18 protein-coding genes are annotated in these 13394 nt (G+C 71.1%); 9 read left to right on the forward strand and 9 right to left on the reverse strand.

What is annotated here, in order from left to right; all coding sequences use genetic code 11:
* Positions 1–25: 25 nt before the first annotated feature.
* Both OIE75_RS23355 and OIE75_RS23360 read left to right on the forward strand, forming a co-directional pair.
* Entirely contained in the window at positions 26–265 is a 240-nt protein-coding gene (locus OIE75_RS23355; RefSeq protein ID WP_122615862.1) for an SCO4848 family membrane protein, read from the forward strand.
* A 36-nt stretch (positions 266–301) separates the two neighbouring features.
* Positions 302–1627: a metallophosphoesterase gene (locus OIE75_RS23360; RefSeq protein WP_329472034.1), complete on the forward strand. Its 1326-nt coding sequence runs from the start codon at positions 302–304 to the stop codon at positions 1625–1627.
* Here OIE75_RS23360 and OIE75_RS23365 read toward each other — a convergent pair.
* The 4 genes from OIE75_RS23365 to OIE75_RS23380 form a co-directional block, all read right to left on the reverse strand.
* Positions 1618–2373 (reverse strand): TetR/AcrR family transcriptional regulator, encoded by a 756-nt coding sequence (locus tag OIE75_RS23365; protein ID WP_307014722.1) that lies wholly within the window; start codon positions 2371–2373, stop codon positions 1618–1620. The genes OIE75_RS23360 and OIE75_RS23365 overlap by 10 nt on opposite strands.
* Positions 2374–2384: 11 nt before the next feature.
* A complete protein-coding gene (locus tag OIE75_RS23370; protein ID WP_329472035.1) occupies positions 2385–2870 on the reverse strand; it encodes a thiol-disulfide oxidoreductase DCC family protein in 486 nt (161 codons plus the stop codon).
* A 4-nt stretch (positions 2871–2874) separates the two neighbouring features.
* Positions 2875–3282: a hypothetical protein gene (locus tag OIE75_RS23375; RefSeq protein ID WP_307014725.1), complete on the reverse strand. Its 408-nt coding sequence runs from the start codon at positions 3280–3282 to the stop codon at positions 2875–2877.
* Positions 3283–3366: 84 nt separating this feature from the next.
* Positions 3367–3777 (reverse strand): VOC family protein, encoded by a 411-nt coding sequence (locus OIE75_RS23380; protein WP_122615867.1) that lies wholly within the window; start codon positions 3775–3777, stop codon positions 3367–3369.
* 168 nt (positions 3778–3945) lie between these two features.
* Here OIE75_RS23380 and OIE75_RS23385 point away from each other — a divergent pair, with 168 nt between their 5' ends.
* The 3 genes from OIE75_RS23385 (at position 3946) to OIE75_RS23395 (ending at position 5296) form a co-directional block, all read left to right on the forward strand.
* A complete protein-coding gene (locus OIE75_RS23385; protein ID WP_234955217.1) occupies positions 3946–4410 on the forward strand; it encodes a TM2 domain-containing protein in 465 nt (154 codons plus the stop codon).
* A complete protein-coding gene (locus OIE75_RS23390; protein ID WP_329472036.1) occupies positions 4403–4822 on the forward strand; it encodes a DUF2752 domain-containing protein in 420 nt (139 codons plus the stop codon). The genes OIE75_RS23385 and OIE75_RS23390 overlap by 8 nt, the downstream gene beginning before the upstream one ends.
* A gap of 207 nt (positions 4823–5029) precedes the next feature.
* Positions 5030–5296 (forward strand): TM2 domain-containing protein, encoded by a 267-nt coding sequence (locus tag OIE75_RS23395; protein WP_122615870.1) that lies wholly within the window; start codon positions 5030–5032, stop codon positions 5294–5296.
* 72 nt (positions 5297–5368) lie between these two features.
* Here the strand turns inward: OIE75_RS23395 and OIE75_RS23400 are convergent, their stop codons facing one another.
* From OIE75_RS23400 to OIE75_RS23420, 5 genes are all read right to left on the reverse strand, one after another.
* Positions 5369–6142 carry a succinate dehydrogenase iron-sulfur subunit gene (locus OIE75_RS23400; protein WP_122615871.1) on the reverse strand — a complete coding sequence of 258 codons (774 nt, stop codon included), beginning with the start codon at positions 6140–6142 and terminating at the stop codon, positions 5369–5371.
* Positions 6142–7896, reverse strand: a complete 1755-nt coding sequence (sdhA, locus tag OIE75_RS23405; RefSeq protein WP_329472038.1) for a succinate dehydrogenase flavoprotein subunit — start codon at positions 7894–7896, stop codon at positions 6142–6144. Before sdhA ends, OIE75_RS23400 begins: the two co-directional genes overlap by 1 nt.
* Positions 7897–7915: 19 nt before the next feature.
* Complete coding sequence (locus OIE75_RS23410; RefSeq protein WP_122615873.1) at positions 7916–8398, reverse strand: succinate dehydrogenase hydrophobic membrane anchor subunit; 483 nt, start codon at positions 8396–8398, stop codon at positions 7916–7918.
* 5 nt (positions 8399–8403) lie between these two features.
* The gene (gene sdhC / locus OIE75_RS23415) at positions 8404–8784 is read right to left on the reverse strand and encodes a succinate dehydrogenase, cytochrome b556 subunit (RefSeq protein WP_079163643.1); all 381 of its coding nucleotides are present in this window, start codon (positions 8782–8784) and stop codon (positions 8404–8406) included.
* A gap of 170 nt (positions 8785–8954) precedes the next feature.
* The gene (locus tag OIE75_RS23420) at positions 8955–9506 is read right to left on the reverse strand and encodes a 2-oxo-4-hydroxy-4-carboxy-5-ureidoimidazoline decarboxylase (RefSeq protein ID WP_443078385.1); all 552 of its coding nucleotides are present in this window, start codon (positions 9504–9506) and stop codon (positions 8955–8957) included.
* Positions 9507–9757: 251 nt separating this feature from the next.
* On the opposite strand from OIE75_RS23420, the gene OIE75_RS23425 reads away from it, so the two are divergent.
* From OIE75_RS23425 to OIE75_RS23440, 4 genes are all read left to right on the forward strand, one after another.
* On the forward strand, positions 9758–11323 hold the full coding sequence (locus OIE75_RS23425) for a beta-N-acetylhexosaminidase (RefSeq protein WP_329474039.1): 1566 nt from the start codon (positions 9758–9760) through the stop codon (positions 11321–11323).
* 87 nt (positions 11324–11410) lie between these two features.
* Complete coding sequence (locus tag OIE75_RS23430; RefSeq protein WP_307014731.1) at positions 11411–11947, forward strand: hypothetical protein; 537 nt, start codon at positions 11411–11413, stop codon at positions 11945–11947.
* 87 nt (positions 11948–12034) lie between these two features.
* Complete coding sequence (locus OIE75_RS23435) at positions 12035–12565, forward strand: hypothetical protein (protein ID WP_307014733.1); 531 nt, start codon at positions 12035–12037, stop codon at positions 12563–12565.
* A 126-nt stretch (positions 12566–12691) separates the two neighbouring features.
* Positions 12692–13099 carry a hypothetical protein gene (locus tag OIE75_RS23440; RefSeq protein WP_307014735.1) on the forward strand — a complete coding sequence of 136 codons (408 nt, stop codon included), beginning with the start codon at positions 12692–12694 and terminating at the stop codon, positions 13097–13099.
* The last annotated feature ends 295 nt before the right edge of the window (positions 13100–13394 follow it).

Consider the following 13394-nt stretch of genomic DNA (forward strand, 5'->3'; position numbering starts at 1 on the left):
GACAGCGTGCGGCGATACTGAAACCATGAAGCTCAGCCGCCCCGTCTCCTGGTTCCTGCTCGCTTTCGGGGTGTGGAGCTGGATCATCTGGATCACTTTCGTCAAAAACCTGATCAAGGACAGCAGCGGGCTCGCCTTCGAGGACGGCGACCCCACGGCGTACTTCTGGGTGCACCTGCTGCTCGCCGTCGTCTCCTTCGTATTGGGGACGGTCGTCGGAGGCATCGGGTTGCGTTCGGTGCGCGTACTGCGCCGAAGCTCATAGACGTCGCGGACGTCACAACCGAGGGGATACGGCGGCATGGTGGTCGTCTTCGCGCTGGTCGCGCTGGCAGTGGTGAGCGTCCTCGTGACGTCCAACTGGTACGTGTGGCGGCGCCTGTTCCGTGACACCACCCCGGGCCCGGGCCCGGGGCGCCGGGCCGGCGGGGCGGTGATCGCCGGGGGCTGGGTGCTGGCCGTCGGTGCCCTGGTCGCCGAGCGTGCGGGCGCCCCCTTCTGGCTCCAGCAGGTGCTGGCCTGGCCCGGCTTCCTGTGGCTGGCGCTCTCCGTCTACCTGCTCCTCGCGCTGCTGGCGGGCGAGGTCGTCCGCCCGCTGCTGCGGCGCTTCCTGGAGCGCAGGGCGGTGCGGCGGAGCGGCGCGGAGCCGCCGCGGCCCGAGGCCGCGGACCAGGAGCGGATACCCGCCGCCACGGCCCCGCCCGAGCAGCCGGAGCCCGCCGAGCCGGGCCGGGCGACCGAGCCGCCCCGGCCACCCGGGGGACCGCAGCCGCCCGAGGCGCCCGACAGCCCGCTCGCCCTCCCCTCCCGCCGCCTCTTCGTCTCCCGCGTCGTCGCCGGTGCCGCCGCCGCGGCGGCCGTCGGGACGGTCGGCTACGGCACGTACGGCGTGCTGAACGGCCCCTCGGTGAAGCGGGTCACCGTGCCGCTGGCCAAGCTCCCGCGCGCGGCGCACGGCTACCGCATCGCCGTGGTCAGCGACGTCCACCTCGGCCCGGTGCTCGGCCGGGGCTTCGCGCAGAAGGTCGTCGACACGATCAACTCCACGCAGCCCGACCTCATCGCCGTCGTCGGCGACCTGGTCGACGGCAGCGTGAAGGACCTCGGCCCGGCGGCGGCCCCGCTGGCCGGCCTGAGGGCGCGGGACGGCGCGTACTTCGTCACCGGCAACCACGAGTACTTCTCCGGCGCCGAGCAGTGGGTCGAGGAGGTGCGGCGGCTCGGACTGCTCCCGCTGGAGAACGCCCGCACCGAGCTGCGCCACTTCGACCTGGCCGGCGTCAACGACGTGGCGGGCGAGGAGGAGGGCCAGGGCCCCGACTACGCCAAGGCCCTCGGTGACCGGGACCGGGCGCGGGCGTGCGTGCTGCTCGCCCACCAGCCGGTGCAGATCCACGACGCCGTCGACCACGGCGTCGACCTCCAGCTCTCCGGCCACACCCACGGCGGCCAGCTCTGGCCCGGCAACCTCATCGCGGGCGCCGCCAACCCCACCCTGGCGGGTCTGGAGCGCTACGGCGACACCCAGCTGTACGTCAGCCGCGGCGCGGGCGCCTGGGGCCCGCCCACGCGCGTGGGGGCGGAGTCGGACGTCACGGTGATCGAGCTGGCGTCCCGTCAGGCCTGACCCCGGGTCTTCCCGTCGGCCTTCCGGCCGGGGTCCGGCAGTGCCCGCGTCATGCCCGGCAGGAAGTCGGTGAACAGCTCGTGCACCTCCCGCACCAGGGGGCGCAGGACCCGGAAGCGGGCCAGCACGACGCCCCGCGCGGTGAGCCGGGCGCCGCGTTCGGCGAGCCGGTAGCTGCGCTCGCGGCCCTCCGTCCGGTCGAAGATCCAGTACAGGACGAGGCCCATCTGGGAGAGCCACATCAGCTCCGGAAGGATGTCCCGCAGCTCCTCCGGCACCTTGGTCTTCGCGCCCGCCAGCACCGCGCGGTGGATGCTGATGGCCTCCTGGCGCGCGTGCTCCGACTCGGGGGAGAAGGGGCTGAGCGGGCTGTCCGGGTCGGCGGCGTTCTTGAAGAACTGCACGGCGAACTCGTGGTACGGCGTGGCGATGTCCAGCCAGACCTTCAGCACGCCCGCCAGCCGCGCCTCCAGGTCCGTCTCCTTGGCCAGGACCTCGCGGACCGCCGCCTGGTGCTCGGCGGCGATCCGGTCGTAGAAGCCCTGGATCAGGTGCTCCTTGCCGGCGAAGTAGTAGTACGCGTTGCCGACGGAGACGCCGGCCTCCTGGGCGATGGCCCGCATCGTGGTCCGGTCGTAGCCGCGTTCCTGGAACAGCCGCATGGCCGTCTCCAGGATCAGCGCGCGGGTCTGCTCGGACTTGGTGAGGGGGGCGCCGTCGTCGGGGCCGTCGTTGGTCGCAGGCACGGGTACAGAGCCTATCCAGTGGCGCAGGTGCCGTCGGCACACCCGGGTCCGGCGTACATCCAGCCGAGCCCGGGTTCGTAGACCCAGCCGTCGGCGCGCCGGTACCCGTTGCCGCCCCACTGCCGTCGTCCGCCCCGCCACTTCGCGGCGGCCAGCACCGCCCCGCGGGCCAGCCGGGCGCCGGCGGGCGTGCTGAGCCGGTGGGCGAGGGCGCGGTGCTCGCGCAGGGCCCACAGGACGACGATCCAGGCGGCCGCGCCCCGGTAGACCTGACCGGCGTCGCCCACGACGGTGACCTCGTCGAGGGTGGCCGCGTGGTCGAGGCCGGGCAGGAGCCCGCGCGCCTCGTCCGACCCGGCCGGGACCAGTTCCAGCTTCACCAGGTGGGGCTGACGCAGCAGCCAGTCCCGTACGTGGGTGCACAGGGAGCACTCGGCGTCGTAGAGGACGGTGAGCCGGCGCACGGGGGCGCCGGCCGTCCCGGTGGCGGGAGCCATCGGCTCAGGCTCCGGCCGTCGGGGCCACCCAGCCCTGCGGCGGGACCGGCGGCACCTGCTCCCGCTCCATCAGGCCGCGCCGCCGGATCTTGTTGAGCACGTAGACGTTGCCCAGGTGCATCACGCCGAGCACCAGGAGCACCACGCCGAGCTTGGTCGAGAGCGCCTCGAAGATGCCGCGGGTGTCGGTGATGGTCGCGTCGTCGCTCAGGTAGAGCGCGACGAAGCCGAGGTTGACCAGGTAGAAGCCGACCACCAGCAGGTGGTTGACGGCGTCGGCCAGCTTCTCGTTGCCGTGCAGGACGTCGGCGAGGAAGACCCGTCCGTTGCGGCTGAGCGTGCGGGCCACCCAGACGGTCAGTCCGATGCTGACGGCCAGGTAGATGACGTAGGCGATGACGGTGCGGTCCATGCCCCACCCCTTCTTGAACGCGTTCAAAACGCTGACAGGACTGACTGTAGACCCGTTTTTGAACACGTTCAAGCCGGAAGTCGCTCAGGGGCGACGGCCCAGTTCCGGACGCTTGGAGTAGTCCGTCAGGCCGATGACGTTGCCCCACGGGTCGGCGAACTCGACGGTCCAGCCGGTGGCGACGGGGAACGGCTCGTCGAGCGGCGGCACCCCGGCCTCCCGCAGCGCCGTGGCGGCGGTGCGGGCGTCGGTCGTCTCCAGCCACACCCGCGCGGAGGGCCACAGCGGCGGCTGCCGCCAGAACTCCTCCTCCACCCGCAGCAGCAGCCCGGGTGTCTCGCCCCCCACCTTCAGCAGCGCGATCCCGGCCTCGTCGAGCCGGTAGGCGACCGTGAACCCGGCCCGCTCGTAGAAGTCGACGGCCTCGCCGAGGTTCCCGACGGGCAGCAGCACGTTGTCGAACCCGAGCAGTTCGTACGACTCATGATCTGACATGACGTCAGATTAGGTGTGTGCGGGCCCCGGTGGACGGACGCGGCGGCGACAGTGCCGCGCGGTCACCCGCCCGGGCGGACGGCCGTTCCCGCCCCCGACTTCTCTTGTGCGGCTCCGGTCCTGCAATATGACCGGCAGTTTCCGAAGTCGACCAGGAGTGACCCCACTGTGAGCGAGCAGCCGCCCCAGCCTTCCCAGCCGCCCGGCTACGGCTACCCGAACCAGGGCTCCGGCCCCGCCGGGCAGCCCGGCCCCTACGGCTATCCCCAGGGTGGCCAGCAGCCCCCGCCCGGCGGCTACCAGACCCCCGGCTACCCGCAGGGCGCTCCCGGCTACCAGACCCCTGGTTACCCCCCGCCGGCGCCGGGCTACTACGCCACCGACCCGAGCGCCCCCTACGGCTACGACCCCTACGGCCGCCCGTACTCAGACAAGTCGAAGATCGTCGCCGGTGTGCTCCAGCTCTTCCTCGGCAGCTTCGGCATCGGCCGCTTCTACGTCGGCTCCGTGGGGATAGGCGTGGCCCAGCTGCTCACCTGCGGCGGCCTCGGCTTCTGGGCGCTGATCGACGGCATCATGTACCTGGTCAGCAACGACCGCACGGACGACCAGGGCCGCGTCCTGCGTGGCTGACACCGCGCGCTGCGCACCACCCGGCCGGCGACGGCGTCAGTGGCATCCCGCGGCCGCACCCCTCGGGGTGCTCGTCGCGGGCGCCGCCGGTGCGGGGTACCTGTGGGGCACCGATCCGCACGAGGGCGGCCACCCGCTGCCCCAGTGCCCGTTCCGCTTCGTCACCGGGCTGCTCTGCCCGGCCTGCGGCGCCACGCGCATGGTCTACGACCTGATGCACGGTCACTTCGCCGCGGCCTGGCTGGACAACCGCGCCCTGCTGCTCGCCGCGCCGTTCGCGCTGGCGCTGTGGGCCCGTTGGACGGTGGAGGGCCTGCGCGGCCGGTTCTACCGGCCCCGGATCGCCCCGTGGGGTCAGGCGCTGATCCTGCTGACGGCGGTGGCCTGGACGGTCGTTCGCAACGTCGCGTGATCAATGATCACGAAATGGGAACGTTGGATCATAATATTTCCCAACTGACCCACACGTCTCCTACGCTTCGTGACGCACAGAGGGGGGACGGCCACGTCATTGACGTGAGCCGCCGTGCGTCGAGCGTGCGATCAGCGGTGTCCCCTCCTGGGCCGCCGGGGCCATACCGCCCCGGTCCGTCCCACATCTCCCCAGGAGCACCACACCATGACCGTTCCCCCGAACCCCACCGCTCCCTACGGCGTCGACCCGCAGGGCCGCCCCTACTCCGACAAGTCGAAGATCGTCGCCGGCATCCTCCAGCTCTTCCTGGGCACCCTGGGCATCGGCCGCTTCTACGTCGGTTCCGTCGGTGTCGGTGTGGCCCAGCTGCTCACCTGCGGCGGCCTCGGCTTCTGGGCGCTGATCGACGGCATCATCTTCCTGGTCAGCAACGACCGCACGGACAAGGAAGGCCGCCCGCTGCGCGGCTGACCCGCCCGTAGGACGGCCGAGGGCCCCGATCACGTGGATCGGGGCCCTCGGCCGTGGCGGTCGTCCCGCGGGTCAGAAGCGGCGCGTGATCAGCGCCCGCTTCACCTCCGCGATCGCCTTGGTGACCTCGATGCCGCGCGGGCAGGCGTCCGTGCAGTTGAAGGTCGTGCGGCAGCGCCAGACGCCGTCGCGGTCGTTGAGGATCTCCAGCCGCTGCTCGCCGGCCTCGTCGCGCGAGTCGAAGATGAAGCGGTGGGCGTTCACGATCGCGGCGGGACCGAAGTACTGCCCGTCGTTCCAGAACACCGGGCACGAGGACGTGCAGGCGGCGCACAGGATGCACTTCGTGGTGTCGTCGAAGCGCTCGCGGTCCTCGGCGGTCTGCAGGCGCTCGCGCGTCGGCTCGTTGGTGTCCTTCGTGATCAGGAAGGGCATCACGTCCCGGTACGCCTGGAAGAACGGCTCCATGTCGACGACCAGGTCCTTGAGGACCGTCAGGCCCTTTATGGGCTCGACCGTGATCGGCTTCTCGGGGCTGAGGTCCTTGATCAGCGTCTTGCAGGCCAGCCGGTTCTTGCCGTTGATCCGCATGGCGTCCGACCCGCAGATGCCGTGCGCGCAGGAGCGGCGGAAGGTCAGGCTTCCGTCGAGGTCCCACTTGATCTTGTGCAGCGCGTCGAGGACACGCTCCTTCGGGTCGATCTCCAGCTGGAAGTCTTCCCAGGCGGCCTCGGCCGCGACCTCCGGGTTGAACCGGCGGACGCGGAAGGTGACCGTGATGTAGGGGGAGTCGGCGAAGCCGGGCTCGGGGGCCGAGTCGCTCTTCTCCATGACAGGGGTAGCCATCAGTACTTACGCTCCATCGGCTGGTAGCGGGTCTGGACGACCGGCTTGTAGTCGAGCCGGATGGACTCGGCGCCGTCGTCGCCCACCTCGCGGTACGCCATGGTGTGGCGCATGAAGTTGACGTCGTCGCGGTTGGGGAAGTCCTCGCGGTAGTGACCGCCGCGCGACTCCTTGCGGGCGAGGGCGGACACCGCCATCACCTCGGCCAGGTCGAGCAGGTTCCCCAGCTCGACGGCCTCCAGCAGGTCGGTGTTGAACCGCCGGCCCTTGTCCTGGATCGACACGTTCTTGTAGCGGGCGCGCAGCTCGGCGATCTTCTCGACGGCCGTCTTGATCGTCTGCTCGGTGCGGAACACCATGACGTTGGCGTCCATGCACTCCTGCAGCTCGCGGCGGAGCGTCGCCACCCGCTCGGTGCCGGTGGAGGAGCGCAGCCGCTCGATCTGCTCGACGACCAGGGACTCCGGGTCGGCGGGCAGCTCGACGAACTCCGCCTTCTGGGCGTACTCGGCGGCGGCGATGCCGGCCCGGCGGCCGAAGACGTTGATGTCGAGCAGCGAGTTGGTGCCCAGGCGGTTGGCGCCGTGCACCGACACGCAGGCCACCTCGCCGGCCGCGTACAGGCCCGGGACGACGGTGGTGTTGTCCGCCAGGACCTCACCCTCGACGTTGGTCGGGATGCCGCCCATGGCGTAGTGCGCGGTGGGCTGGATCGGGATCGGGTCCGTGTAGGGCTCGATGCCGAGGTAGGTCCGCGCGAACTCCGTGATGTCCGGGAGCTTGGCGTCCAGCTGCTCCGGCGGGAGGTGGGTGAGGTCCAGGTAGACGTGGTCGCCCTCGGGACCGCAGCCGCGGCCCTCGCGGATCTCCGTGTAGATGGAGCGGGAGACGACGTCACGGGACGCGAGGTCCTTCATGACCGGCGCGTACTTCTCCATGAAGCGCTCGCCGTCCTTGTTGCGGAGGATGCCGCCCTCACCGCGGGCGCCCTCCGTCAGCAGGATGCCCATGCGCCAGATGCCGGTCGGGTGGAACTGGAAGAACTCCATGTCCTCCAGCGGCAGCCCGCGCCGGTACACGGCCGCCTGGCCGTCACCGGTGAGCGTGTGCGCGTTGGAGGTCACCTTGAAGAACTTGCCGGTGCCGCCGGAGGCGTAGATCACGGACTTCGCCTGGAAGACGTGGATCTCGCCGGTCGCCAGCTCGTACGCGACCACACCGGACGACTTCTTGACGCCGTCGACCTCGGTGATCAGCTGGTCCAGGACGTAGAACTCGTTGAAGAACTCCACGCCCTCCTTCACGCAGTTCTGGTACAGCGTCTGGAGGATCATGTGGCCGGTGCGGTCGGCCGCGTAGCAGGAGCGGCGGACGGGAGCCTCGCCGTGGTTCCGGCTGTGCCCGCCGAAGCGGCGCTGGTCGATCGTCCCGTCGGGCGTCCGGTTGAACGGCAGGCCCATCTTCTCCAGGTCGAGGACCGAGTCGATGGCCTCCTTCGCCAGGATCTCGGCGGCGTCCTGGTCGACCAGGTAGTCACCGCCCTTGACCGTGTCGAAGGTGTGCCACTCCCAGTTGTCCTCCTCCACGTTGGCCAGCGCGGCGGCCATGCCGCCCTGCGCGGCGCCCGTGTGGGAGCGGGTGGGGTAGAGCTTCGTCAGGACGGCGGTGCGGCTGCGCTTCGTCGACTCGATGGCCGCGCGCATGCCGGCGCCACCGGCGCCGACGATGACGGTGTCGTACTTGTGTACCTTCATGATTTTCGCAGCCCCGTGCCTAGCGGATGTTCGGGTCGAAGGTGAAGATCACCAGCGTGCCCAGCAGGATGGTGAACACCGTGGCGGTGTAGAGCAGGCCCTTGAGCCACAGCCGGGTGTTGGGGCGCTCCGCGTAGTCGTTGATGACCGTGCGCAGGCCGTTCGCGCCGTGCAGCATCGCGAGCCAGAGCATCAGGAGGTCCCAGACCTGCCAGAACGGCGAGGCCCAGCGGCCGGCCACGAAGGCGAAACCGATCTTCGAGACACCGCCGTCCAGCACCAGCTGGATGAGCAGGTGCCCGATGACCAGGACGACCAGCACCACGCCGGACAGGCGCATGAAGAGCCAGGCGACCATCTCGAAGTTGCCACGGGTGGACTTCGGGGTCTTCTTCGTCCGCGCGCGGGGGGCTTCGATCAGCGGCGCCGGGTTGTCGACCGTGTAGAGGGAGGCGCCCTCGACGGGGCCGATCCCGGATGCGGGGGATTCAGTCGTGGACATTGGCGTCAGCTCCCGAACAGTTCACGAGCGGCGTGACCGAGGACGGGGTAGATCGCCCCGATCATCAGCACGACCCACAGGGCGACGACGGTCCAGAGCATCTGCTTCTGGTAGCGGGCGCCCTTGACCCAGAAGTCGACGGCGATGACACGCAGGCCGTTGAGCGCGTGGAAGAGGATGGCGGCGACGAGGCCGTACTCCAGCAGCGCGACGATCGGCGTCTTGTACGTGGCCACGACGGTGTCGTAGGCCTCGGGGGACACCCGCACGAGAGCGGTGTCCAGCACGTGAACGAACAGGAAGAAGAAAATGAGGACGCCGGTGACTCGATGAGCCACCCAGGACCACATTCCTTCCCGGCCGCGGTACAGCGTTCCAGCCGGCACGGAAATTTCCTCCGGGAGCGGGGATTGGGGCCGCGCCGGCTTTCCTTGTCGGTCGGGCCCGGCCGGGTACGGTCCACCGGCCCCCAGCATGGTAGCGACGGTTGCCTGCGGCGCTTACGGGGGGCCTGCCTGTGTGATCAAAGTTGCACTCAAAGGAGCAGTGCGGCGGCTCAGGGGGTGGGGGTTTGGGTGCTTTGCCGGGTACGCGTGGTGTGTGGCTGGTCGCGCCGTTCCCCGCGCGCCTGGAGGGTGCTGCTCAGCCGTGCTCTTGCCAGGCGGCGGAGTTCCTCTGCTGCCACCAGGCGTTCCTCGTCAGGATCGTTTGCCAATCGTGACCGGATGGCTGCCAGTACCCGGTCCAGTGACTCGTCGGGGTTCAAGCCGTCCAGGCAGATGACGAACACATGTCCGAAGCGGGACTCGTAGGCCGCGTGGGCCGCGCTCAGGGCCGTGTGGGCCGCCGCGTAGGTGTCGGCGGGGAGGGCGGGCTGGGTCTCCGCCGACAGGGCCTCCGTCAGGGCCGTCGGCGTCAGGTCGTAGGCCGCCTCGTCCGCCGCCGCGAGGAGGGCGGGGAGGTCCGGGTAGGGGCGGTGGGCCGTCAGGCGGTGGGCCCAGTCGTGGCTGCCCAGGCACGCCAGGAGGGTCCGGGCGGCTTCGTCGGCGGGGGCCGTGTTGAAGCGGTCCAGTGATGAGTGCGTTGCCGGAGTGGCGCGTGTTTGCACCGGTACCGGTATGGCCACTCGGCCGGAGAGATCTGGGAGACGGTGCACAGGCAGCGTGGTCCTCGTGTGCGAAGGATGTGGCGTCACGTTATCGAGTGACGGCATGACGTGTCCGACCGATGCCCGAATTTCACCCGAACGGGAGAGTTTCAGAACATGTGGTGGACGCATTGCGGCAGCGGCGCGCTTAGGTTGGCGCCGTGAGCGAGCACGGACGCCGGATACCGGCGAACAAGGTGAGGCAGCGGGCCGTGATCGCCGGTGCGGTGGTCGCCTCGCTCGGTGTGGGAGTCGGCCTGTGGGCCACCGACGGAGACGGCGACGGCGGGCCGGGCGGCCAGGCCGCGCGGTCCCCCGCGGAGGCGGCCGCGCCCAGTCCGAGCCGTTCCTACCCGCTGTCCGAGGAACCGCGCACCATACCCGCCGTACGTGAGCACACCGCGGCCCGCGGCCCCGGCTGGCAGCCGGAGAAGGAGCACCGCGTCGTCGTCGCCGACGCCGCCCTCGCCGACGAGGGACGGCAGATCGCCGGTGACCTCGGGCTGACGTACGCGGGGGAGAAGGACGACGAACGCGCCGGGGACGTGCTCCTCGACGTCAAGGCCGACAACGGCGCGAACCCCGAGTCGTACACCATGACCGTGCGCGACGGCAGGGTCACCGTGAGCGGGCCGGCCGAGGCCGGTGTCTACTACGGCACCCGCACCCTGAAGCAGGCCGTGGACGGCGGCGGCACCGCGCCGGAGGGCGTGGTGAAGGACGAGCCCGCCAAGCCGAAGCGCGGCTTCTCGCTCGACATCGCCCGCAAGCACTACGACGCCGACTGGATCAAGGACCGGATACGCGAGCTGGGCGACCTCAAGTTCAACGAACTGGGCCTGCACTTCTCCGACGACCAGGCCTTCCGCATCGAGTCCGACTCGCACCCCGAGATCGTCTCCGACGACCACCTGACCAAGGCGGAGATGGAGGAGATCATCGATCTCGCCGCCTCGCGCCACATCACCGTCGTTCCCGAGATCGACTCGCCCGGCCACCTCGGCGCCGTGATCGCCGCCCACCCGGACCTCCAGCTGCGCAACGCGCAGGGCACGCCGACGCGCGGCGCCATCGACATCTCCAAGCCCGAGTCCGCCGAGATCGTCGACGACCTGCTGAACGAGTACGCCGACCTCTTCCCCGGCTCCCAGTTCCACCTGGGCGCCGACGAGTACCAGGCGCTCGTGGTGCCCGACCCCGAGGCGTCCTACCCGGACCTGGCCGCCGCCGCCCGCGAGGCCTACGGCTCCGGCGGCACCGTCGCCGACCTCACCACCCAGTGGCTGAACGACCGCGCCAAGACGGTGCAGGCCCACGACCGCGTCCCGCGCGCCTGGAACGACGGCTTCTTCAAGGACACGTCCGTCGAACCGTCGAAGGACATCAAGGTCGCCTACTGGACCGGCAAGGAGATCGGCGCCCGGCCGCCCACCGAGTACCTCGCCGAGGGGCGCCAGGTCCTCAACTACAACGACGAGTTCCTCTACTACGTGCTCGGCGAGCCGCAGACCTTCGTCTACCCGACCGGCGAGCGCATCTACGAGCAGTGGACCCCGCGCGTCATCCGCGGCACCACGGCCGTCGACGCCAAGTACGACGACCAGATACTCGGCGGCAGCTTCGCGGTCTGGGGCGACATCCCGAGCGCGCAGACGCAGGCGCAGGTCGCCGAGGGCATCAAGCTGCCGCTGGCGGCGACGGTCCAGAAGCTGTGGGACCCCGGCGAACCCGACCTGTCCTGGGCCGACTTCAGCTCGCTGGCGAACCGGCTCGACTGATACGAGATTGTCCTATCCGGCTGCGAACTCCCGTACGGCTGTGGTGGTCTTTGGGCAGCCGAACCGAGACCGGGGGGGAACCGGGACATGGGGTACTGGGGCTATTTCGTCGTGGGCCGCGGCGCGCGGCCGCTGGCCGAACTGGACGCGCTGGCCGGCGCCGCGGACATGGCGCTGCGTCAGTCCGCGCCGGACGGCTGGCAGGTGTGGGAGTTCCCGGGCGGCGACGGAGACGTCGGCAACATGAACGACCTGGCCGCACAGACCGGCGCCCCCGCCCTGTTCGGGTACGTCATGGACAGCGACTGCGTGGTCGTGGAGGCCGCGGCGCCCGAGAGCGGGGCGTGGACGACCTGTCTGGCGCGGTCCGCGATGGCCGGGTACCTGGGCGCCGAACGGGACGGGCTCACGCTGGAGGACTACTTCCTGGAGCCCCGGGACGCCGCCGAACGCGCCGTCGCCTGGGCCGCCGAGGCGGGGCGCACCGCGAGCACCGTGGACCTGGCGGAGGTGCTCGCGGCGGAACCGGCCGCCGGTGCGGACGCCGGGGGCGACGACTCCGGTCCGGTGGCCGAAAAACTCTTCTTCCGGTTCCTCGACCGGCTGGGCGTCGTCCCGCTGTGACACTCCCGGGTCGTCGCACGCTGTAAGGGTCAGTGTGGGCTCCGTGGTGGTGAGCGGGGCGAATCGGCGGGAACAGGGAGGCAACCGATGAGCCTGGTGGAACTGATCGCACAGGCCGACACACGCGGACTCGCCGCGAGCGGACTGGCTTGTTTGGATCGCTGTCTGCCGCTCCTCGACGGCGACGACGAGGTCCTCAGACCCCTGTGGGCCACCCTCGCCGACGACGCCGAACCCGACTGGGCGGGGGAGTTGGCGCAGGTGCGCGCCACACTCGCGGGAACCGGTGGCGAGGGCGAGGACGAGGCCGTGCTGCTGGCCCGCGTGATGCTGGCCGACGCGCCGGACGCGTGCTCCGGCCCGGCGCTGCGGACCTGGGCCGACGCCTGTTCCGCCGCCGCACTGCGCGTCCACCGGCTCCTGGACCCGGCGGCGGACACGAACCGGCCGGCACCGCTCGTCGCGGGCGAGCTGCGCCGCCAGGTCACCGTCCTGGACCTGCTCGCCGCGCACGGCCCGGCCGGGCTGCGCCCCGCCCTCGAGGTCTCCACGGAGGGGCGCCGGGTCCTGCGCGCCGTGGTGTCCCGCCGGGCCCGCGGGCGGGACGCCCGCCTGTGACGGTCGTGCGGCGAACGCGCGGCGGCGGTGCGGCGGACGTGGCGGAGGTGGGGTGGTCCTGCGCCGGTTGCGGAACGGCCCCCGCGAGCCTGTGACGAAACTCCGCCCGGCGGCGCTCTAGCCCATATGACGACTGTGACCAGCGGATTGACGACCCAGCAGGAGAACCGGCCGTCGGCCGCCGCGAAGCCGGTGCGGTGGGCGGCGGACGCGGTGGCCACGATGCGCGAGGGCGCCCGGCTGCGCCTCGACTACTCGGCGCAGAGCCTGTGGCGCGTCGACCGCGTGATCGACGGCATCCGCCGCGAGGGGGCGCCCTACGCCGCCGTGGAGACCGCGCTGCGCGGCCTGGGCGCCTACGCCGGTGAGGTGATCGCGCGGGAGTCCGGCGGCGAGTGGTGGGCGACCGGGGGCGACCACTGGGTCCGCACCCCCGACGGCCGGCTGTGGGACCCGGTCGACGAGGCCCGTCGCTGCTTCGCCGGTCACGGTTCGCTCCGGCTGCTGTGCCGGGACGCGACGACCAACCTGTGAGGGCGGCCCCGTCCGCTCGCCGAGGCAACGGCCGGGGCCGCCACCCCCCACAGGAGAGGCCCCGGCCGTCGCGCGGCACGGGCCGCGCGGCGGCCCGTACTCCCTTCAGCGCCGGGAGTGCGTTTTCTGTCACACCTCACCGCGTCACGGGTTAGTTGCATCTTGTACGGCAATGCGATCGGGACATGGACGAGTGGCGGTTTCAAGACGTAACGTGCCATTCGTGCCGACCAGCGGGGGGCTCGCTCCCGCGATGGGGTTGCGGGAGACCACCGCAACCACCAACGGCGAAACC

The sequence above is a fragment of the Streptomyces sp. NBC_01723 genome, assembly GCF_036246005.1.
Lineage (GTDB): Bacteria > Actinomycetota > Actinomycetes > Streptomycetales > Streptomycetaceae > Streptomyces.

What these genes read in the sequence shown, in the direction of transcription:
- OIE75_RS23355 (WP_122615862.1), top strand. Translation starts at nt 26, where the DNA reads ATGAAGCTCAGCCGCCCCGTCTCCTGGTTCCTGCTCGCTTTCGGGGTG.
- OIE75_RS23360 (WP_329472034.1), top strand. Translation starts at nt 302, where the DNA reads ATGGTGGTCGTCTTCGCGCTGGTCGCGCTGGCAGTGGTGAGCGTCCTC.
- OIE75_RS23370 (WP_329472035.1), bottom strand. Translation starts at nt 2,870, where the DNA reads ATGGCTCCCGCCACCGGGACGGCCGGCGCCCCCGTGCGCCGGCTCACC.
- OIE75_RS23375 (WP_307014725.1), bottom strand. Translation starts at nt 3,282, where the DNA reads ATGGACCGCACCGTCATCGCCTACGTCATCTACCTGGCCGTCAGCATC.
- OIE75_RS23380 (WP_122615867.1), bottom strand. Translation starts at nt 3,777, where the DNA reads ATGTCAGATCATGAGTCGTACGAACTGCTCGGGTTCGACAACGTGCTG.
- OIE75_RS23395 (WP_122615870.1), top strand. Translation starts at nt 5,030, where the DNA reads ATGACCGTTCCCCCGAACCCCACCGCTCCCTACGGCGTCGACCCGCAG.
- OIE75_RS23400 (WP_122615871.1), bottom strand. Translation starts at nt 6,142, where the DNA reads ATGGCTACCCCTGTCATGGAGAAGAGCGACTCGGCCCCCGAGCCCGGC.
- sdhA (WP_329472038.1), bottom strand. Translation starts at nt 7,896, where the DNA reads ATGAAGGTACACAAGTACGACACCGTCATCGTCGGCGCCGGTGGCGCC.
- OIE75_RS23410 (WP_122615873.1), bottom strand. Translation starts at nt 8,398, where the DNA reads ATGTCCACGACTGAATCCCCCGCATCCGGGATCGGCCCCGTCGAGGGC.
- OIE75_RS23430 (WP_307014731.1), top strand. Translation starts at nt 11,411, where the DNA reads ATGGGGTACTGGGGCTATTTCGTCGTGGGCCGCGGCGCGCGGCCGCTG.
- OIE75_RS23435 (WP_307014733.1), top strand. Translation starts at nt 12,035, where the DNA reads ATGAGCCTGGTGGAACTGATCGCACAGGCCGACACACGCGGACTCGCC.
- OIE75_RS23440 (WP_307014735.1), top strand. Translation starts at nt 12,692, where the DNA reads ATGACGACTGTGACCAGCGGATTGACGACCCAGCAGGAGAACCGGCCG.